The sequence below is a fragment of the Fibrella arboris genome, assembly GCF_041321095.1.
Taxonomy (GTDB): Bacteria; Bacteroidota; Bacteroidia; order Cytophagales; family Spirosomataceae; genus Fibrella; species Fibrella arboris.
The window spans coordinates 558,654-580,496 of sequence record NZ_JBGGWE010000001.1 but is presented as its reverse complement, the minus strand read 5'-3'; the positions used below and the strand labels follow the sequence as shown (position 1 = coordinate 580,496).

Below are 21,843 nucleotides of genomic sequence, written 5' to 3'. Positions count from 1 at the left end.
TCAGTGGGATTGGGGGGAGTGTACTACTGATGGTAGTTGATTTTGGACAAGTACATACTGGTTGGGCTTGTCAGTGTTGTACCGAACAAAGTCTAAAGCACCAGGATTGGCAATCAGGCGGGCAAAGAAGGGATCCCTGTTATAAATATCCAGCATATCGGGCCGCACATGGATACAGTTGATATTGAACTGCTTGAAGAACCCCTCCATATTTACAGGATGGTATCGTTCCAGATACCAGAATTTCCAGTTATCGCCCAGATACAGGTCGTACATCAGTGGTGCATTACCGGTCATACTGACTGCACCCTGTACGGGTATTCGCTGCAAAAACCGAAGCAGATCAACCGTTGGCGTTGGTTTCGATTCCTGGTCGGCTCGCCAATAAGGAGCCAGGAAAAGCAGTAACGCTGCGCCAAAAACGGCATAACGCACTCCCCAGGGTAGGGCTGGCCATGGTAAAGCCCGAAACGTAACTGACTGCAGAGCAACGCCAACCATACTCAGATAGAGCATAATCTGAAACAGAATGTAATGCTCGCGGGGGTAGATCAGGATGCAGGAAATGTAGGTAGACACCAACATAACCACCAGGCATAGCCAGAACCAGCCGTGCCGACGGGCATCTTGCCACATTGCGCGTACAGTGCGCGGCCAGTCGGTTAGCCCGATGAAGGCGAGGGCCAGAGCCAGTAATACATACCGACGGCCCGGAAATACCAGACGAGACAGCCAGGGGTTGATCAGTATATCGTACAAGTTACGACCGGTACTACTGATTAGGTTCAGCAGATTGGCTCCTACATGGCGCATAAACAGCCCTGGATTCAGAAAAAACGCGTCTGACATGGAGGTGACCTCACGCCCAAAACCATGCTTGATGAACGTAGCTGAATGCATCCATGGTGAGGCTGGTATTTCAGGATGCCAGACCGAATAGTTTAACGCAAAGTGTTGCCCAAAAGCGATGACGCTTCGGCCTCCTGCCAGCGGTGAGCCGAAGGCAAGCACCAGCAGGGCGGCGGCCCCCATAAGGCCTACCAGCGAATAGGGAAGTGGTTGCCACACCGATCTGCGTTGCCAGCCATAATAGACCAGCGCAATACCGCAAAGAAGCAGGAATGATAGAAAGAATTCAGGACGGCCATAGGCTGCCAGCAATGCACTCAATGCCGCAACTGTCAACTTACCGACGGGCTTTTTCTGGTAATTAGCGGCAATAAGACCACCCATCAAAAACAGCATGGTAAAAACCGATACCTTTGGCTGAAGCGGAAGATTGAGTTGCGCAAACAGGAAGCCAACCGACAACGCCGTACTAATCAGCACGTTGATGCCCAAACTACGGAAGAGTAGATAGAAGAGAACGCCGGGTAGAATGGAGAGTAACGTACAACTCACATAGTAAGTGTCGATCACGTCGCCGGTAAACGCATGAATAAGCAGGTACCAGGCACTAAACAACGGAGCCATCTGAATGGGCGGTAAGTGTTGCCAGGTAGCGATCAACCCATTATGGAAATACACATCGTCATCGGTTGCAACAACGTCGATTCGATAGGCCATTTTATAGGTCAACACTAAGCTACTTAGCAGTATAAAAAGGATGCCCGCAAAATCCTTCACTCGTCCAGTAGGCATAATGGGTAGTGGTAATGGAGGCGCAAGTTAATGCTTTCAGGCTATTAGGCAGATAATTCTGATCGTTCGGAGGAAACCCGCGCCCTGTAAATGTTTCTGTCAAAGGGAAAAACAGACAGGTAAGAATCAAAAGCTTACCGTAAAAAGCCCGCTCGATTGGCCGTGTCTACTGGTGATGCATCCTAAAAGCACAGGGGCAACCTACGCCTGTAAGTTGCCCCTGTTTCCTGATCAGTCACTGAGCGTTAAACTAAGGCCATATGGCCCTGATAGACGGCCCCTGGCTGAGTGGCCTCAACGGGGTTGGTAATATGCCACTCAAATTCGTCCCGGAAATGGCGAATCGCACTGGCAACTGGCCAGGCCGCCGCGTCGCCAAGCGGACAAATGGTGTTGCCTTCAATTTTCCTGGCTACATCGACCAGCAGATCAATATCATGCATGCTACCGTGGCCATGTTCGATGCGGTGAAGCACCTTTTCCATCCAGCCCGTTCCTTCGCGGCAAGGACTACACTGGCCACACGATTCATGGTGGTAGAATCGACTAAAATTCCAGGTGTTCCGAACAATACAAGCTGTTTCGTCGAAAACAATAAAGCCTCCCGACCCCAGCATGGTGCCCGTCTGGAAGCCCCCTTCCGAGAGCGATTCATAGCTCATCAGACGCGGCTCGCCATTCGCTAGTTTCAGGGATAGTTCGGCAGGAAGAATAGGTACTGATGACCCTCCGGCAACCAGTGCTTTCAGGTGATGCCCATCACGAATACCGCCACACCATTCATCTGAGTAAATAAACTCTTCGACGGGAACACCTAATTCAATTTCGTATACACCCGGTTTTTTGATATGACCTGACGCCGAAATCAGTTTTGTTCCTGTGCTACGACCGATACCGATACCCGCGTAGGCATCGCCACCATTAGTAACAATCCATGAGGTAGTGGCAATCGACTCCACGTTGTTCACAACCGTGGGGCACTGGTAAAGGCCTTTAACAGCCGGGAAAGGTGGTTTATTCCGCGGGTTACCGCGTTTACCTTCCAGCGATTCGAGCAGGGCTGTTTCTTCGCCACAAATGTAGGCCCCGCCGCCAGGCTGAACGACCAATTCCAGATCGTAGCCGCTTCCTAGTATATTTTTCCCCAGAAAACCTGCTGCTTTTGCTTCAGCAATGGCTTTTTCCAAAATACGGATCACGTACATCAGTTCCCCACGAACGTAGATGAATGATGTATTGGCACCCAGCGCAAACGATGAAATGATCATTCCTTCTATCAGTAGATGAGGAATGTTCTTCATTAGGTAATGGTCTTTGAACGTACCTGGCTCTGATTCATCGGCGTTGCAGACGAGGTAACGGGGTACACCTTCAGGTTTGGCCAGGAAACTCCATTTCATACCCATTGGGAATCCGGCGCCCCCACGACCGCGAACGCCCGCTTTTTTCACCTCCTCCACCACGCTTTCAGGCGTCATGGTTTTCAGCGCTTTTTCAACGGCAGAGTAACCACCTTGTTTGCGGTACACATCGAACGTCTCGATGCCAGGTACGTTGATATGTTCAGTTAATATTTTCTTGCCCATAACGAACAAATTACAAGACTTTATGAGAGTTGATACAAGGTATTCCCTACATCTATTTTGTCTTCCTCAGCAGAGTTTTCCGGATTCACATAGATCGCAATATCATTGTAATAATTTACCGGGGAGGTGTCGATACCAGGCACTTCAAGCCGGTGCTTTGGATACGACCTCACTGTGGAATAATGGCAGACGAACGACTTTCGGGTCAGGTTAGCATTGCCAATCCGGTTACCACCATGAGCCAGCGCACCATGCCATACTAACAGGTCTCCCTTCTTCAATAATAATGTCTTCTTCTCTAAACGTAGCTTATCGCACGTCTTGTCGAGATAAACAGAAAACTGATCAGGCGAGAAAAAAGAGTCTGGTTTGTGTAAGATGCCCGTTCCAAAATTGTATTTAGGCATCCGATGCGAACCAGGATAATAATAAAGGGGGCCTGAATCAATGTGTACGTCTTCCAGAGGGATCCAGGCGGCAGCTAAATGCGAGGCAATACCAGAACGTACCCAGGGGAAGTCCTGATGCGTGTCCTGCTGGCTGCCATACTTGAAGATCAGGCTTTGAAACACACTGATGGGCTCATCAAAGATCGCTTTCAAAAAGGTAGCGATGTGTGGATGAGTCATCACCTGTTTGGCCATGACCGAGCTGCTATGGTACTCAAGCAGACGGGCGCCAATTCCGTTGAGTTTCTCTTTCGGCACTGCGTGAATTGGCGTTTCTTTTCGGTCATTGAACTGATAAACAAGCGCTTTCAAGGAATGCTGCTTATGTTGATCTATCGTAGTCTCCACTTCATCCCAAAGGGCGTCTGTCCAATCGGTCGGTAAAGCCCCTTTCAGGATCACATAGCCTTGGTTCTGCCACTGCTCCAGCAATTCTTTCAGGTCGTATGGAAAGTCGACAGGTACGTCGAACCGAGCCAAAAACGCGTCGATATCGGCACCCGGACGGTCAATCCAGGGTAAGGTATCAACATCAAAGTCGCGTTGAGGGCTATTCAACTTATGCTTGGCCATTCGATACAAACGGCGCAGTTTGTCTTTGATCTTACTTTCCATTTTTCTGTTACGGTGACACTAATGAGTACGCAGTTGGCTAGGCACTCAACTCGCGAATGATCTCGTCGACGCGGTCATTCGTTAAATTCATGTAATATTTTTCCCGAATCTGAAATACGGGCCCCATCCCACAGGCAGCCAGACATTCCACTTCTTTCACCGTGAACAAACCATCGGGGGTGGTTTGGCCGGCTTCGATACCAAGCGATCGTTTCAAGTGATCGTATACCTCTTCACCCCCCATCAGGCAGCACGGGCCGGTACGGCAGTATTCAATAACGTGTTTACCGACTGGCTCAAGATGGTACATCGTATAGAACGAGGCCACTTCGTAGGCTTCTATCGGCTGGATATCCAGAAGTCCGGCAACCATATCCATCCCTTCGGGGCTAGTCCAGCCTTCCTGTTCCTGTAATAAGTGAAGTAGGGGTAATAGGGCTGATTTTTGCTTACCAGCCGGATACCGGGCAATAATCTCCTTTGCCAGCGTCAGCCGCTCGGGCGTGAAGGTAACGTTAGGGTGCGCTTCGGTGGTCATGGCTAATTCTTATGCGTCTAATTCGCCTGCAATCACATTCAGGCTACTCATAATGACAATGGCATCTGACAAGGTTGTGCCTTTGCACATTTCCGGAAATGCCTGATAATAAATAAAACTAGGGCGACGGAAGTGTAACCGATAGGGCGCACGGCCTCCATCACTTATCAGATAAAAGCCGAGTTCACCATTTCCGCCTTCTACGGCGTGATATACTTCGCCAACCGGTGCATCAATCTCGCCCATCACAATTTTGAAGTGGTAAATCAGGGCTTCCATGTTTTTATATACTTCCTGTTTGGGCGGCAGGTAGTATTCCGGTGCATCGGCATAATAGGGGCCGTCGGGTAACTTATCAAGCGCCTGTTCTATAATGCGCAGGCTCTGCCAAATTTCTTCGTTACGCACCATGAACCGGTCGTACGTGTCGCCGCTTTCACCAACAGGAATCTCAAATTCGAAATCTTCGTAAGATGAATATGGATTCATGGCCCGAACATCGTAGTCTACGCCGGCGGCCCGCAGGTTGGGGCCGGTAAAGCCATAGCTCAATGCCCGTTCAGCGGTGATTGGCCCTACGTCGACGATCCGATCCATGAAGATGCGGTTCCGGTTAAAGAGCTTCTCAAACTCCTTCATCACGGGAGGGAAATCCTTGAGAAACTTACGGATCTTGCGAATCGCTTCGGCTGACAGGTCTCGTTCCATACCGCCGATCCGACCCATGTTGGTAGTCAGACGGGCACCGCACATTTCCTCGTAGATCTCGTAAATGTTTTCGCGCTCTTCGAACAGATACAGGAATCCCGTAAATGCACCCGTATCAACGCCGAGAATACCGTTACAGATGAGGTGATCTGAGATACGGGCCAGCTCCATCATGATCACCCGGATATAGTCGGCCCGTTTTGGCGTCTGTACACCCAGTAGTTTTTCGACAGTCATCATCCAGCCGAGGTTATTGATCGGTGACGAGCAATAATTCATTCGGTCGGTAAGCGTCGTAATCTGATATAAAGGCCGGCGTTCGGCTATTTTTTCGAACGCCCGATGGATATAGCCAATGGTTTGTTCGCCCGACACGATTTTTTCACCGTCCATTTGCAGGATGTTCTGGAAAATACCGTGGGTGGCCGGGTGAGTAGGCCCCAGATTCAATGTCGTCAGTTCATTAACGTACTGAATGGGCCCTTCGGGAGTTGCCGGGGTATTGCGTGCTCCAACAGCGTCTATGCTAAGATCTTCAGTGGTCATAACAAGTCAAGTTGTCTGTTTACTGTTTTCCGTTTACCGTTGCGCTGCCTGTGCTCGTTACTGGCGATTAAGCAGCGCAACAGTAAACGGAAAACAGTAAACAGACAACTGCTTTAGTTTATCGCCCAAACAAGGCGTCTATCTTATCTTCCCGAGTGCCGTCTTCCAGCGGGTACTGCTTCCGCATGGGGTAGTAATCCATCTCTTCCATATTTAGAATACGAACCAGATTTGGATGACCATCGAACTGAATGCCGAAGAAATCAAAGGTTTCGCGCTCCATCCAGTTGGCCGATGCATACAGGACAGTCATGCTGGGAATGTGCAGATCTGCCTCTGACAGGAATACTTTGATACGTACCCGGAAATTATGGACCAGACTGTGGGCGTGATAAACTACACAAAACTCACGACCCGGCTCATCTGGGTAATGAACGCCAGTGATGTCTGTCAGAAAATTGATCTGATACGTTTTATGATCTTTGAGATACAGCAGAATAGGTACGATTTGCTCTCGTGATGCCGATAACGTCAGGAGGCCATAGGGCTCATCGAAATCGTACACGTTCGCGCCAAACTGCTTAATCAGGTCTTCGGCAATGGCCTGGTTAGTGAGCATACGGGAGGTTCTTATTAGACAATTCAGACAGGCTATTGAATGCCATATGAATTCAACAGCAACTGGTACTCTTCTGTGTTACGACGGCGGGTAGATTCGTTACGGGCCATCTCCTGAATCTGCATCAGCCCTTCAATTACCTGCTCGGGGCGGGGCGGGCAGCCAGGTATATACACGTCTACCGGGATAATCCGATCAATACCCTGTAGTACACTGTAGGTATCGAAAATTCCTCCGCTACTAGCACAGGCTCCCATGGCAATCACCCAGCGGGGTTCAGCCATCTGAAGATAGACCTGCTTTACAATCGGGGCCATTTTTTTAGCGATCGTCCCCATCACCATGAGCAGATCAGCCTGCCGGGGCGAGAAACTGGGCCGTTCAGAACCAAAACGGGCGAAATCGTAATGCGACCCCATTGTGGCCATAAATTCGATGCCACAACAAGAGGTGGCAAATGGCAAAGGCCAGAGCGAATTTGCCCGGGCCATACCAACAACTTTATCGAGCGAAGTAGCAAAGAACCCCGAGCCTTCATGGCCTTCGGGGGCCTCTACCATCTTGACAGATGATGACATAATCTTTTTTGTTCGAAGGCAATGGATTGTGACCAGAGCAAGCTACGGGGTCCATATGCCTTTGTTTATTCCCAATTCAAAACGCCTTTCCGAATAACGTAATAGAAGCCAGCCAGAAGCAGGCCCATAAACAAAATCATCTGGATGAAACCAGCGGTGCCAAGCTTTAAAAAGTTAACAGCCCAGGGGTACAAAAAGATTACTTCTACGTCGAATAAAACGAACAGAATTGCGATCAAGAAGTACTTAATCGAAATAGGCGCACGTGCATCCCCCTGGGCGGGAATACCACATTCAAATGGGTCGTCCTTTTTCTGGCTGTGGCGTTTTGGGCCGATGCTGTGGGTAACGACCATCGTTGTGATGATAAACCCCAGGGCCAGGGCCAACTGGATAAAGATGGGTACGTAATCGGAAGGCAAATACGATGCTGTGTTCATGCATTGAACGGGCTTTAAGAGGACCGCAAGTTAGTTATAAAACGGCTTACTGGATAACCACAATACGCTTGGCCACGTTGAAGCCTGCGGTTTTCAGGCGAACAATGTACTGACCAGAGGTAAGCCCGGCTACGCTGATGAGTTTTCGCTCATCGAAAGAAGGAACTTTGGCAGAAAAAACCAGCTGGCCCGTAAGCGTATGTACCGTCAGCTCAACGTTCTGTAGGTTCTCTACCGTTTCGACGGCTATATAACCGTTCGAAGCCGGATTCGGATAGACGCTTAAGCCTTCAGAGTTCTCCGATGAGACAAATGGAATCTCATTGGAGAAGTTGGAATAACAAGTCAGATCTGGTGCACCAGCGAGGGTGAATTTCGCTTTGGCACGGGCAGAATACGTCCCGGTGATAATGGCCTTGGCAATGGCTCCGTTCTGGTTATTCAGGAACGTTGTGCCCCGGCGCCAGTCAAACTGTTCATTATTGGGGTAAGCCGGTAAGGTGGCCTGTAGGGTATATACGCCAGCCTGCGCAATAGTAGGCGTCACTAACTTAGGCCGTACGATGAGCGTAATGGCTGGAGAGCTGGCCGATCGGCAACCATAGGTATTTACGGCCCTGACACTATAGGTGCCCGCATTACCGGCATTCAGCACGCGCTGATTGATCCCGTTGCTCCACTGGGCCGCGGCCTGTGTGGGTACGTTAGCCACTAACGATAGCACTGAATCGGCACAGATTTGCTGTTGCGAAGCCGCTACTGCCGTCCCTTGTTGCGCTACGGAAATAGTAGGCACAGCAGGCTGAAGGGGAGCACGAACGTCAATCTTAGGCGATAAGAACGTATTACCACTCGCGTCTTTCATGGTGGCCTCGTATTGGCCAGGCTGCGTGATGGTCAAGGTACGGGTTGTTTGCCCGGTGCGCCATGTGTAGCTACTGAAACCTGAAGGGAGGACTACGTTTATGCTGTTATCCGTTGGGCCGCAGGCGGCAGCTATTGTTGGCTGCACAGTAGGGAGCAGTGGAATCGAGCTGGCAAAAAAGACCGGGCTCATGCTTTGGTACCAGGCTTGTGCTAACTGAAGGAGGCCATCGCCCGAAAAGTGAACGCCATCGGGCCGGGCGGGCTGGATATTGTCGGTAAATGGACCTGCGTATACGTTATTATTAAATGAGTTGATAATGTCCGTTTGGCCGCCCGTGATTTTATCGCTGTTTGAAAAGACATTCGGGCATTTATCAATACAATCCTGGTTACCATTGCAATTCTGAAAGCAGGTGCCGTCTAACTGACTATTTCTAGAAGCGCGGGCCAGAATCCAGGCTGGGTAACGATTGGTGTCGGTGCGCGTTTTATCAATCAGGCTCTGTAATAACCGCCGGTATTCTTCGCGTTCCAGATGAAGTGGAATATTATCCGTTTCGCCCTGGTGCCAGAGAATGGCCCTGAGCCCCTGTAGTGAGCAATAATAGCGTAGCGCAATACGCAGATTGGCGTATGGCATACCCCTGGGCATATTTTCGTTGGGGGTACCAAGTGCAAAAATGTTCTTCGTTACTTTATCGTCGAAACTTTCAATCCAGTTTCGGATAGTTGTACCAGCCCAGGCCGTGTTGATAAATAGCACAGGCACGTTGTACTGTTGAGCCAACAGGTCGCCAAGTCGCCCCCAGCACCAGGCACTTTGCCCCCGCATACCGATCACCGAGGTGGCACTCAATTGTTCGAAAACAGGAGCGGGTGGGTCTGCCAGCGAGTTGGCCAGTGAATTGTTATAGCTGACGCAATTAACCCGGTCATCGGCGGCCCCAACGGCGCCAAAATCCTGAAAACCCTGTGCGTTGGATTGCCCCGTGATAATAAATACTTCGCCGATGCCAACTTTACGAACGACATCGCTGGCCACTACAGCCCCGTTGTAAAATCCCTGCACTTCGAGGCGATACCAACCACCCGTACCTTTTATTCGGCCCTGAAAGACACCACCCTGAACGGCCTTTTGCAGGGTTCGCCATTCGGTATTGATTCCCTGCCCCGCTACTTCGGCAACCAAACGTACCTGGAGGCTATCGACAGGCTGGAAGTAAGAACCGGAAACAAAAATGGTGGTAGTGTTATCGTTGTCTCGCTGAAATACGGCACGGGTTTCCGGATACGTAATATCAATACCAGTAGCCAGCGTCTGCGCAAATGTTGGTGATGTAAGTAAACAAACGAATAGCCCGTATAAAATCCAGCGCATAGATATACTGTTCATAGAGTAGTTGGTAGGTAATAAGACTGCTCTAATCACCTGAATTAGGGTATCGGCGATGGAGCCAATAGACCACAAAGTTAACGCGTTCAACCGGTGATTATTACAGACCAATCTGTACACGTTTCGTCACTTTCGTACTGCCCGACTGGATCATGATCAGATAAGGGCCTGGCAAAAGCGAGGTCAACGAGATCTGTCGCCGTCCGTCGAGTAGCGTAGGGGTTGTCTGATACACCTGTTGGCCACTAAGAGTATAAACAGTGATAACCGCATTGCTCAGGTCAACCAGGGTCTCGATCAGGAAGTCACCCGTCGGGTTGGGGTTGGGGTAAAGGCTGATATTCTGGTTCTCGGTTGGTAGCTGATAGGTATAGCTTGTGGAAGGAGCCGATAGGCAGACCAACGTTGGGGAATAAGTAGTGGCTGTTTGGACGCTATAGACCCCTGTCTGTGTTACACGCAACTGGGCAGTTGCCACAGTCAGCGAATCTGCATCGCGGTGCCAGTAATAGCGCTCAGTTGCTGCCGCACCAGTTGCTTGCAATAGGTACGTACCAACCTGCGCCAGTTGGGGAGCCTGTGGCCGCAGAAGTACACTTGTTGCAACAGATAAGCTATTAGGAGACAAGCAGCCATTGCTGTCACGGACGCGAGCGGTATAAAAACCAGCCTGACGAACCACAAGAGTAAGCGTCGAATCACCTGTTGACCAGAACGTGCGTAGTGGCGAGTTTGTCTGTAATGTCACACTCGTTCCTTCACAGAAGGTAAGTGATCCTCTGGCCGATACGATAGGTGGCGCGGGTAACGGGTTGACCAGGATCGTAACCGCGTTTGATGGTGCAGATTCACAGTTAAACTGATTACGAGTACGCACCAGATACGTACCTGACTGGTTAACACCGATACTACGTGTGGTCTGCCCTGTGTTCCAGAGGTAACTGGTTTCGGCACTTGCGCTTAGGGTAATTGATTCATTAGCGCAAAAGGTCGTAGACCCGCTAGCGGTAAGCTGTGGCGTTGCTGGTAATGGATTAGCGACTACGGGAACAACAACTGAGGGCAACGACACACACCCATTGGCATCAGATACTGTCAACGAAAAATTTCCGCTTTGGGTAATAGTCAATCGTTGCGTTTGCACGCCCGTATTCCAGTTATAAGCTACGGCTGGGCTCGCTACCAACACTGTGTTGTCGCCCTGGCAAAAGGTGGTTGGTCGTTCGTTGCTGATAGTTGGCGTGGCAGGCAGCGGATTTACTGTTACATTAATTGGCCCTGAACGTTCTGAAAAGCAATTAAACTGGTTGCGTGTCCGAATCGAATAGCTACCCGACTGGTTAACAGTAATGCTTTGCGTTGATTGGCCACTACTCCATTCGTAATTCGCTTCGGGGCTGGCCGTCAGTGTTACCGATTCGTTGGCGCAGAAAATAGTTCGCCCACTGGCTGTTACCTGCGGTAAGGCCGGAACGGGGTTGACCAGAATGGCAATTACATTTGATGGCGCTGAAACACAGCCATTTCCATCAGAAAGCGTTAGTGAATAACTACCCGACTGGGTTACTGTAAGACGGGGCGTTCGAGCCCCATTACTCCAGTTATACCCCGACGCAGATGTGTTTGTGACGGCCAGCACTGTATTGTCGCCCTGACAAAAGGTGGTAGCTCGTTCACTGCTGATAAGGGGTGTCACAGGCAAAGGGTTCACCACTACGGCTACCACATTGGATGGGGCCGATGGGCAATTGAATGAATTCCGGGTACGTACGGTGTAGTGGCCCGATTGGTTGACGACTACGCTTGGTGTGGTTGTTCCGTTGCTCCATTCATATACGGGGGCAGTACTGGCATTGAGCGTTATCGACTCATTCGCACAAAAAGTAGTACGGCCGGTAAAGTTGATTGAGAGAGGATCGGGACGAGGGTTGACCGTGGCACTGATCACAACCGAAGCCGGTGAGGTACAGCCATTCTCATCGGCTACAGTTAATGAGTAGCTACCCGACTGGCTAACGATTATACGCTGGGTACGTTCGCCATTGCTCCAGTTGTAAGTCGCTGCCGGGCTGGCCGATAGCGTTGTGTTGTCGCCCAGGCACGAGGTCAGCGATCCCTCCGTTGTAATGGTTGGCCGGGCCGGAATGGGGTTGATCGAGACAGGAATAACATTTGATGTGAACGTACAACCAGTTACATCTTTGACCGATACTGAATAATTTCCAGTGCTGGTCACGCTGATAGTCTTGCTCACTGCCCCCGTGTTCCAGACAAAATCCCGATCAGTAGTGGCTGTGAGGTTTACGCGGCCCGTTTCGCAGAACTTCGTGGGTCCGTCGGCCTGGATAGTGGGGGCAGGAGCAGTCGTAAGGGTTTGCGTATAATGCAGGTTGCCGAGGGCGTCTTTCACTTTCGCCCGTACGGTACTACCGGCTGGTTTTGTAATCGTTTGGCCTGTCTCGCCTGAGTCCCAAAAGACCTGCTGGTAGTTGGTGACAGAATAAGTAACCGCATTGTTACCCGCGCAGCTAACTGTTACTATTGGTGCGCCAGCCGGATTGATGGGCGTGGTATTGCTAAAAAATGCGCTGTTTAGACTAGCGCTCCAGGCTGATGCCACTTCACTTAGTCCTGGATTATCAAAATGCACGGGATCAAATAGCGGTGCCCTTGCTCGGGGAATCTGGATCAGATCAGTGTTAGGCCCGGCGAACGTATTGGGTTTATTGGCGATGACCTGGTTTTGTCCATCGATCACCTTTTGGTCGAATGAGTAAAGATCGCTATACGATGCACGAGCAACCACCCACGGTATATTTTTGCCAAAATCGGCCCTACTTTGGTCGATTACCACCTGTAATCGCTCGGCGTACAGACTGGCAGGGGTTTCAAACTGATTGTCAGCTTCGCCCTGATGCCAAAGAACAGCCCGCACACCCATCATACTCGCATAGTTCTGCAAGGCTAATTTTAGATGGAAGTAAGGTTGCTTGGGCGGATAAAAAACGGGAGTATAGTCACTAACTGTGCGATCACCAGTGGCCGTCTCTGCCCAGTTTCTAACGGATGTTCCATTAAATACAGCGTTGAAAAAGAGGACAGGTACGTTCAGGCGGGCGGCTAATAGGTCGCCCAGTGTCCCCCAGCACCAGGAACCGATGCCAAAGGGAGCAATATCATTGGGTCCGTCGAGATGGGAAAAAACCGGACTTGGCGCATCAGCTGGATATTGATTGTCATTATACTGAAAAACGACACTGCTAACCCGGTCATCTTGGGCCGACACACCGTCTCTCCGTTCGTTTTCCGCTATTCGTCCTGCATTCGACTGACCAGCTATTATAAATACTTCGCCCACACCAACCCGTTCGATCGTTTGGCTGCCGACCTCCTGGTTATCGCGCATCAGGCGAACCGTTAGGTTATACCAGCCACCCTGCATAGTCAATGCTCCGGTGAAGGCACCGCCTTGTGGGTTGGCGACAATGGTTTGCCAGCCGGTAGTAGTGCCCTGGCCGTTACGTGCTTCTGCACGCGCTTCGATTCGGGTGATGGAAACAGTATATGTGCCCGTTATACTGACAGAGGCATTATTTGCTGAATTTCGCTGAAAAACAGCACGTGTAACCGGGAAAGAAACCTGTACCTGGGCAAAAGAACAATAACCTGAAAGTAGTAAGAAGAGAAAGCGGCAACTGAACGCGAAGAGTTTCATGGGCAAGCGTGAGGCCATTTGTCAAGCGAGGATTGAAAGGCACACGCTTGGTGAGTTGCGTGTACATACGTAACTCGTGAAAATTTCTAATCAGGTTAGATCAACAGGTGCAGTCAGCGTTTTCCAGAGTACATCTTTCAACTCGGTAAGGCCGTACTGTTGAACTGACGAAATAAATACGTACGGAATATTTTCCGGCAGATTACTTCGTATCTGGTTCAGCGCATCATTGTCAACTAAGTCTATCTTCGTAATCGCCAGTAATCTGGTTTTATCCGCTAACTCGGGATTAAAGGCGATGAGCTCGTTTGCCAGGATTTGATATTCGGCGGCTATATCGTCGCTATTGGCCGGAATCATGAACAACAGCACCGAATTTCGCTCAATATGCCGCAGGAAGCGCAGGCCCAGCCCTTTCCCCTGCGACGCACCTTCAATGATGCCGGGGATATCGGCTATAACAAAGGATTTATAATCGCGATAAGCCACTACACCCAAATTAGGAACCAGGGTTGTAAAGGGATAATCCGCAATTTCCGGTCGTGCGGCCGATAAGACCGATAACAGCGTTGATTTACCTGCGTTTGGAAAACCAACGAGACCTACATCGGCCAGTAGTTTTAATTCCAGAATGACCCATTCTTCTTTGCCTGGCTCGCCGGGCTGTGCATGTTGAGGCGTTTGTTGGGTCGCTGACTTAAAATGCGTGTTCCCTAAGCCGCCACGGCCACCTGGAAGCAATATAATTTCCTGCCCATCTTCGGTCAACTCGGCCATTACCTCGTTGGTTTCGGCATGCCGGGCTATAGTGCCTAGTGGCACTTCGATGTAAACATCCTCACCTTCTGCTCCCGTCCGGCGCCCACCTTCTCCACCGTTACCGGAGCTTGCTTTAATGTGTTTCTGATATTTCAGATGCAATAAGGTCCATAATTGCGCATTGGCTTTCAGGATGATATGGCCTCCTCGCCCACCATCACCGCCATCTGGCCCGCCCTTAGGTACGTGCTTCTCGCGCCGGAAATGCATAGATCCAGCGCCACCGTGTCCTGAGCGGCAGTTAATTTTTACGTAGTCGATGAAGTTGGATGAAGCCATGAAAGAGCCGCTAGGCAGTTAACCACTGGTAGTTGAGCCTTATCAGCTACCAGTGGTTTGTTTGGTCAACTAGGTTGTGCCTGTTGAATTTTTTGGCACACTAAGTCAAAAATGTCATCAATACTACCAATACCACTGATAGCCGCATACTTACCCTGATGAGCATAGTGCTCAGCTACAGGCATTGTTTCGTTAGTGTATACGCTAACTCGACGGCGAGCCGTTGCTTCGTCTTTATCATCCGGTCGGCCCGACGTTTCGCCGCGCTTTAGCAACCGGCGGATTAACTCTTCCTCATCGACAACCAACGCAACCATGGTTGTAATGCCTGTACCATGTTGAGTCAGCAGCTCATCCAGCGCTTCGGCTTGCTTCACCGTGCGGGGGAAACCATCGAAAATGAACCCGGCAGCCTGCTGATTCTCCATCAGTTTGGCTTCGATCATACCGATGACCACTTCGTCTGGAACCAGTAAGCCCTGATCCATCAACGATTTGGCCCGCAGACCTAGCTCAGTGCCCGCCGCAATCTGCGACCGTAGCAGATCACCTGTCGAAAGGTGAACGAGCTGGTACTTTTGAATTAATTTTTCACTTTGTGTGCCTTTGCCGGCACCCGGCGGACCGAACAGTACAAGATTGAGCATACAGCTACGAGGGGATGCAAGGTTGCGTTTGAAAAAAGCAACGGCGACAAATTTACAAAACGAAAGGGCGCGGACAAACCTGCCCGCGCCCCTGCGCACAAACTCCTGTCAAACTATTACTTAGCTGATCCTTTTTTGGGAGCCGGTTTAGCCGCTGGCTTGCCCGCCGGTTTTGACGGAGTTGCCGGAGCAGGCGTTGGATTCAAAAATTCTTTCGCATCCTTGTCGTTAGGGTCCAGCTCAAGCACCTTGTTAGCGTAATCCTTGGCTTTGGCATCGTCTTTTTTGGCAATGCTGTTTTGAATTAGATACCGATACGCCGTGATCAGGTACTTTCTGTTCTGTTCGCGGGTGGTGGCACCTGTCTCTGGATTTGCCTGCGCAGCTAAGGCTTGCTCAATAAACTTTTCGTATAGTGGCACTGGAGCACCGCTTGCTAGTGAAGCTTCCCGGCCATTCGCAAAGTAGTTCGACTGAGCCCGGTAATAGTACGCCAATGGATAAGGAGTGCCTATTTTCTCCGCGTTATCGGCCAGGCGGGCAAAAGCGGTATCAGCCTGCATAAACGCTTTTGTACGCTCGGTACGTTGCAGCGTTGTATCAGCTATCAGCTTAGGCACCTGCAGGCCATAGTTGTAATAGGATAGGCCCAGTTTCAGATAATCATTGTTGCTTGGCTTCTTATCTGTGCTAATAGCCTGCTGTAGGTACGTTGCTGCTTTATCGTAACGTTTGGCGGCGTAATACCGGTCAGCCACTTCTTTATACAGATTTTCTGTGGTATCACTTGGAGCAGCTTTCAGCAAGTTGACAACGCTCAGTGAATCACCTTCCGGAGTGCCCAACTGGGCATATGAACGTCCCAGGTATTTGTAATCATCGAAGATTACTTTCTGCGGAGCTGTGCTGATAAACTTATTCAGCGACTCAACGGCGACATCATTCTTACCCAAAGCGAAGCTAGACCAGCCTGTCATCCGATCGATGATCGGGTCTTTCACCTGACCTTTCAACTTAGCCAGGTAATCAAGCGACTTCTGGTGATCGCCCGCCAGGAAGTAGTACTTGGCCACGTTCAGCAACAGCTCGGGGTCCTGCGTTCCACTTTTCTGCACATACGTGTCGTAGATGCTCGATGCTTTCTTGTAGGCTTTTGAGCCAACCAGCGCATCAGCGTATGACCGGTACGTAGGGGCAAACTCTGGGTCAGCAGCCAGTGCTTTCTCGAAGAACTCCTGCGCCAGCTTGTATTGCTTACTACGCAGATACAACTGACCAATTTTGGCGTTAGCCTCAGCTTTAACGGTATTGTTCGAGGCAGCTGCTACCGGGCCATCAATTACTTCTTCGTAACGACTTACCGCCGGGCCACCTTCATTCCGAAGCGTATAGGCATCGCCCATTGCCATCGGAATATCAACATTCTGATTCTTCTTATCCAGAACTTTGGCACGCTCGAGCAGTTCAATAGCCCGAGCGGGATCATTAGCTCCTTTATCACCTTCAAATAAGGTGTACATTTCACCAGCACGGAACAGTACGTCACTGTTTTTGCCTTTGGTGGCAGCAACGGCTTCATCTGTCTTAGCTTTCGCTGTAGTCAGGTCTTTCTTTGATAGGGCCACACCCGCCAGACCAACATTGTTGAGCTGGTTTTTAGGGTCGGCAGCTAATCCTTTTTCAAAGGCCGCTTTGGCTTCATCGGGCTTTCCCGTTTTAAGCAGGAAGTAGCCAAGATAAAACTGATTGTCGGCGGTTGGAGCCGTTGACGCCAATTGCTTGAACGTTTGCTCCGCCTTCGGAACGCGCTCAGCCTCCAGATCTTTCAAACCGGTAGCAATATCCTGAGCGGTGGCTGGTACCAACGTTGCAGCCCCTATAAACAAGGTGGCTAGCAGGGCGTTTTTGGGTTGGTTCATTCGCATTCGTAGGTTGTTAAAAAAACGAAGGGTGCTTTAATCATAAAACAAGGCACAAAACTAAAAAATTGCGTCCAAACAGAAAAAACCATCTGCTTATTTGAAACGTACTTCCCTATTGTACGGCACCTGTGGCCAAAGTCCTAATTTTTCGATCAACAGGCTGCCTGCGTCCCGAATCAGGTAGTTGGTAAGGCCCCCACCAAGACCAGGATGGGCTTCCCGGCTCAAAATATACACATCGCGGCGCAGGGGATAATCCTTTAAGCCTAACGCCTGCTGAAAAGGCTGAAAATAATCAGCCCGTGAACTAGGGTTTTCTTTTTCAGAAAGCCCGACAACCCGGATATTCTTCGATAACTCGGCTGAAACTGGCCCATCGCCATCGCTAATCCAGTTTACACCAATGAAACCAATGGCGTCCGGGTGTTGGCGAACGTAGTCGATTACACCTTTATTCGACTTTGCCGTGGTAATGCGTAATCCGTCTAAACGCTTTACACCAAACTTCGTCAGTACATAATCAAGGTTGCTGGAGTTTGGATTGTCAAATACCAACGTTATTGCCCCCGACAAATTGCTACCCTTCAACTGCCCCCACTGCGTTATTTGTTTTGTAAACAAACCCTGTAGTTCGCGCATCGTCATCAGTGAATCGGTGTTCTGCTTACTAATAATAAGTGCTACCCCGTCTGTTGCAATTCGGGTCGCTGAACCAACGATCTTATGCTGATCCAGGCCACGTTGTTCATTGGCACTCAGTTTACGCGAGACAATGCAAATCCGGGCTTTGTCTTCAAGCATTAGACGTATGGCCTCCCGCTCAGGTTTAAAGACCAGATCAAATTTTGTTCTGGGGTACAGCAACTGATACGTCCTGGTAATTTCTTCCGTCAATGGCTGATAAGATTCATCAGCGGCAACTGTAATCTGCCCTTGCGAAGGACTGTCCAGCTTTTTCTCATCCTTACACCCCGACAAACTAATCCCGAATGCAAAGAGGAATGAATAAAAATGTGTTTTTGAGATCACTTGTAGTCGCGATAAGACAGAGAAACCGTTGCCTGTACATCTCATAGATGCGTTGACAACGGTTTTTCCACATTAATGGTTAATCGGATCACAAACTATTGATTACGAAACTGTTGTATAGCTCGAAACCCTCGGAAGGCTCCATAAACTACTAGTAAAACAGCCAATACGTAGCGTAGTGGTCCTTCTAGAGCGGCGATCCCAAAAGACTGAGAGGAGGCTATCAGTGCGATGCCTCCTCCCAGATATGCGACCGATGCCAAAACCGACAGATACAGTCGAAGCGTTTCGGCAATGCGATTGGTGTCGCGGTTCATGCTTATTCCAACTGGAAGCTGATAGGCAGGTTATACTTTACCCGAACCGGACGGCCAGACTGTTTACCTGGCTTCCACTTTGGCATTGATTTCACCACCCGGATCGCTTCTTCGTCCGTACCAAAACCGAGGCCTTTCAGTACTTGGGCATCGGTGATAGATCCGTCTGTGTTTACAGTGAAGCTAACGAACACCTTACCCGAAATGTTGGCCCGTGAGGCAGCAGCCGGATACTTGATGTTTTTGCCTAACCAGGCATACATAGCGGCGTTACCGCCAACAAACTCTGGGTTTTGCTCTACTACCGTAAAGACTTCATCATCTTTAGGGGCTGGGGCCTCAACCACAACCTCGGCCTTAGACGGACCTGCTGACTCTTCTGGGGCAGCAATCACTTCTTCAGCGTTGGGATCACCTTCCTGAGTCTTTTCAGCGGCAACGGCCTCCTTCAGTTCTTCAACGGCAGGGGGGGGCGTTTCCTCTGGAACTTCCTCATCAGGTTTTACTTCAGGCGGAAGGAATTTAACTGTGTTTACCTTCGGTAGTTCAACCGGTGGTGGCGGTGGTGGCGGTGGTTCGTTCGGATCGATTGGCGGCGGGGGCAGCTTCATCAGATCCACTTCTACCATTGCCTCCTGCTTTTCTTCCGGCTTCAGAATGTCGATCAGCGTTGGGCCGAATAGGGCCAGTGCTGTGATGGCTGAGCCAATGATAAGCGCCCGGGTTACAACCGCTGGGTACTCTTTCCGGAGGGCATAGGCACCATAGGCCTTGTTCCGGTTCGCGAACACGATATCATCGAGTGTCGCTTGTTTTGGAGTTTCTGCCATGGGTCTAGATCTCTAATTTGACTTTGTCTTTCAACAGCGTTTTCTCGTCGGGCGTCAACACATCAACCAGTGCGTACCGCTTGATTTTGATGATGGCCATCTCGTCCAGAAGGTCTACCATGTTTTTGTAGGTAGATTCTTTCGTTGGCTTAATAACTACCACGAACTTGTCGGCAGGAACTTTAGCGCCACTTTCCTGAATCGCTTTCCGCAGGTCGTAACCCACTGAAACGGTTTTCACTTCCGGGTCTTCAGAGGCAGCCTTACCAAAAATGTAGTGGGCCTTGTTGTCTTTACCCAGGAAAATCGTCATTACGTTTGAGGCCTTCAATGGTTCGGTCTCAATCTCTTTCGTTTTGTCCGGTACGTTCAGCGTCATCGACGATGGTTTGCTGAGGGTGGTAGCCAGAATGAAGAAGGTAATGAGCAGGAACCCAAGGTCAACCATCGGTGTCATATCGACACGGGTTGACGCTTTCTTGGACCGTACCTTACCACCGTCATGCTTACCACCACCTCCACCGGTGTTAATTTCTGCCATGAGGGAAAATGTTTAATTGGTTAACTGTTCTAGCGTTTATCTTCTTGATGCGCCGGCTTCAAAAATTCCATAAGAAGTTACTGCGCAAACCATCATTTTGACGCTGAACAGAAAACCAGCGTTTCCTTTAATCTGCTTTCCAGCCTGCTGGTGGCGCTTCTGTGCCAGTGATCAGGTTGAATTTGTTGATATTCTGCGCTTGAAGCGTAGCCAGCACGTTCTTAAAGTTCGTGAACTTGGCCAGGTTATCACCTTTCAGGGCAATCCGGAGATTGTTGTTGGCTTTACGGCTGTTATAGACCCAGTCTTTCAGCTCGTTGGTCGGGCCAGCACCGGTCGTATCCGTTGGAATACCTGGTTGCTTGACTTTAGCCTGTTGCTCTTTAGACAGGTTCAGATACGCCTTTAACTGGGCGATAGGCATACCGAAGTTGCTCATCAGGGCAAACTCCTTCTTTTCTCTATCGTTGAACGTAATGCCTTTAGCGGCGGCTATGTTGTCCAGCATGGCAATCCGGGTTGGCTGACCGTCGATCCCGAAATAGATCTTTCCTTCTTTGTCGAGCGCAATGGTCATGATGTCTGTATCAGGCACCTTGATAGAGGAAATCGACGAAGGCGTTTCGATCGCGGCAGCATCCTGCGACCGGAACTGGGCAGTCAGGATAAAGAAGGTGAGTAGCAGGAAGGCTACGTCACACATCGCTGTCATATCGACCGTTGAACTGGCCCGTTTAACTTTAACTTTTGGCATTGATTTGGTCTGTTAAGGGGTTAGCCCGCCCAGGCGGGGCGGGCCACCCGTGTTAACTAACGTCAGAAACCGGCTTAGTTATGCGCAGCAAAGTTCTGCTGGATGCTCAGACCGATTTCGTCGATGTTGTAAGTCAGGGTATCGATCCGGCTCGTGAAGTATGAGTACATGATCGTAGCAATAGCCGCTGTACCGATACCGATAGCCGTGTTTACAAGGGCTTCAGAGATACCTGTCGACAGAGCGCCTGTGTCTGGCTGACCAGTAGCACCCATGGCGGCGAAGGCACGAATCATACCAAGTACCGTTCCAAGCAGGGCGATCAGGGTAGATACCGACGCCAGAGTAGCGATGATCGTCAGGTTCTTCTCCAGCATTGGCAGTTCCAGCGTAGTGGCTTCTTCTACTTCTTTCTGGAGAGCAACCAGTTTCTGCTCTTTGTTCAGTTGCGTGTCTGTAGCCAGTTGCTGGTATTTCAGCAGGGCAGTTTTCACTACGTTACCGATTGAGCCTTTCTGCTTGTCGCACTCAGCGATAGCCGCTGCAACCTCGTTCCGGTCGAGCTGGCTCTTGATTTTGCGAACGAAGTCATCGATTGAGCCTGATCCGTTGGCGCGGCCAATGGTGATGAAACGCTCAATTGAGAAAACGAATACGCAAAGGAAGCAAGTGAACAGAATAGGTACGATAAAACCACCAGCATAAACGGTTCCAAAATAGTCACCAGGGAGGGGGAGCTTCGTGTTGTCACCATCCTGGAAGTGCTTGCCATCGCCAAAAACGAAATGGAAAACCAATTCGGCAATGATGAACAGGATTGGGATCACAAACACTGGGTTCAAACCACCTGACGATTTCTTCGGTGCGGCTGCCTTAGCGGGTGCGGGGGTTGCAGATTGTGTCTTCATTGAACTGTGTACTGTTGGGGTTGAATTGAAAGTTAGGTTTTGAACGTAAAAAAAGTGAAAATTTTACAACTGTGGCGTTTCGAGAAATAAAATTCCGGTAAA

Annotated in this window: 18 protein-coding genes; all 18 read right to left on the bottom strand. The window is 50.0% G+C overall.

Going from position 1 to position 21,843, the window contains the following annotated elements; translation table 11 throughout:
- The gene (locus ACAW75_RS02150) at window positions 1–1,641 is read right to left on the bottom strand and encodes a hypothetical protein (protein ID WP_370727019.1); all 1,641 of its coding nucleotides are present in this window, start codon (window positions 1,639–1,641) and stop codon (window positions 1–3) included.
- 245 nt (window positions 1,642–1,886) lie between these two features.
- Window positions 1,887–3,227: an NADH-quinone oxidoreductase subunit NuoF gene (nuoF, locus tag ACAW75_RS02145; RefSeq protein ID WP_370727018.1), complete on the bottom strand. Its 1,341-nt coding sequence runs from the start codon at window positions 3,225–3,227 to the stop codon at window positions 1,887–1,889.
- Window positions 3,228–3,247: 20 nt separating this feature from the next.
- Window positions 3,248–4,291, bottom strand: a complete 1,044-nt coding sequence (locus tag ACAW75_RS02140) for a phytanoyl-CoA dioxygenase family protein (protein ID WP_370727017.1) — start codon at window positions 4,289–4,291, stop codon at window positions 3,248–3,250.
- Between the two features lie 37 nt (window positions 4,292–4,328).
- Window positions 4,329–4,829: an NADH-quinone oxidoreductase subunit NuoE family protein gene (locus ACAW75_RS02135; protein WP_370727016.1), complete on the bottom strand. Its 501-nt coding sequence runs from the start codon at window positions 4,827–4,829 to the stop codon at window positions 4,329–4,331.
- A 9-nt stretch (window positions 4,830–4,838) separates the two neighbouring features.
- Entirely contained in the window at window positions 4,839–6,083 is a 1,245-nt protein-coding gene (nuoD, locus tag ACAW75_RS02130) for an NADH dehydrogenase (quinone) subunit D (protein WP_370727015.1), read from the bottom strand.
- A gap of 118 nt (window positions 6,084–6,201) precedes the next feature.
- Window positions 6,202–6,702, bottom strand: a complete 501-nt coding sequence (locus ACAW75_RS02125) for an NADH-quinone oxidoreductase subunit C (protein WP_370727014.1) — start codon at window positions 6,700–6,702, stop codon at window positions 6,202–6,204.
- A gap of 32 nt (window positions 6,703–6,734) precedes the next feature.
- Window positions 6,735–7,280: an NADH-quinone oxidoreductase subunit B gene (locus ACAW75_RS02120; protein ID WP_370727013.1), complete on the bottom strand. Its 546-nt coding sequence runs from the start codon at window positions 7,278–7,280 to the stop codon at window positions 6,735–6,737.
- Window positions 7,281–7,345: 65 nt separating this feature from the next.
- Complete coding sequence (locus tag ACAW75_RS02115; protein WP_370727012.1) at window positions 7,346–7,720, bottom strand: NADH-quinone oxidoreductase subunit A; 375 nt, start codon at window positions 7,718–7,720, stop codon at window positions 7,346–7,348.
- A gap of 46 nt (window positions 7,721–7,766) precedes the next feature.
- Window positions 7,767–9,980: a T9SS type A sorting domain-containing protein gene (locus ACAW75_RS02110; RefSeq protein ID WP_370727011.1), complete on the bottom strand. Its 2,214-nt coding sequence runs from the start codon at window positions 9,978–9,980 to the stop codon at window positions 7,767–7,769.
- A 100-nt stretch (window positions 9,981–10,080) separates the two neighbouring features.
- Window positions 10,081–13,713: a sialate O-acetylesterase gene (locus ACAW75_RS02105; protein WP_370727010.1), complete on the bottom strand. Its 3,633-nt coding sequence runs from the start codon at window positions 13,711–13,713 to the stop codon at window positions 10,081–10,083.
- A 72-nt stretch (window positions 13,714–13,785) separates the two neighbouring features.
- Window positions 13,786–14,793, bottom strand: a complete 1,008-nt coding sequence (obgE, locus tag ACAW75_RS02100) for a GTPase ObgE (protein ID WP_370727009.1) — start codon at window positions 14,791–14,793, stop codon at window positions 13,786–13,788.
- Window positions 14,794–14,858: 65 nt separating this feature from the next.
- Entirely contained in the window at window positions 14,859–15,440 is a 582-nt protein-coding gene (locus ACAW75_RS02095; protein ID WP_370727008.1) for an adenylate kinase, read from the bottom strand.
- Between the two features lie 116 nt (window positions 15,441–15,556).
- Window positions 15,557–17,359, bottom strand: a complete 1,803-nt coding sequence (locus ACAW75_RS02090; RefSeq protein ID WP_370727007.1) for a tetratricopeptide repeat protein — start codon at window positions 17,357–17,359, stop codon at window positions 15,557–15,559.
- Between the two features lie 96 nt (window positions 17,360–17,455).
- Window positions 17,456–18,391, bottom strand: a complete 936-nt coding sequence (locus ACAW75_RS02085; protein ID WP_370727006.1) for a PstS family phosphate ABC transporter substrate-binding protein — start codon at window positions 18,389–18,391, stop codon at window positions 17,456–17,458.
- A 319-nt stretch (window positions 18,392–18,710) separates the two neighbouring features.
- A complete protein-coding gene (locus ACAW75_RS02080; protein ID WP_370727005.1) occupies window positions 18,711–19,538 on the bottom strand; it encodes an energy transducer TonB in 828 nt (275 codons plus the stop codon).
- A 4-nt stretch (window positions 19,539–19,542) separates the two neighbouring features.
- Window positions 19,543–20,079, bottom strand: a complete 537-nt coding sequence (locus ACAW75_RS02075; protein WP_370727004.1) for an ExbD/TolR family protein — start codon at window positions 20,077–20,079, stop codon at window positions 19,543–19,545.
- Between the two features lie 127 nt (window positions 20,080–20,206).
- A complete protein-coding gene (locus ACAW75_RS02070; RefSeq protein WP_370727003.1) occupies window positions 20,207–20,833 on the bottom strand; it encodes an ExbD/TolR family protein in 627 nt (208 codons plus the stop codon).
- A 74-nt stretch (window positions 20,834–20,907) separates the two neighbouring features.
- Window positions 20,908–21,741, bottom strand: a complete 834-nt coding sequence (locus tag ACAW75_RS02065; RefSeq protein WP_370727002.1) for a MotA/TolQ/ExbB proton channel family protein — start codon at window positions 21,739–21,741, stop codon at window positions 20,908–20,910.
- Window positions 21,742–21,843 lie beyond the last annotated feature (102 nt).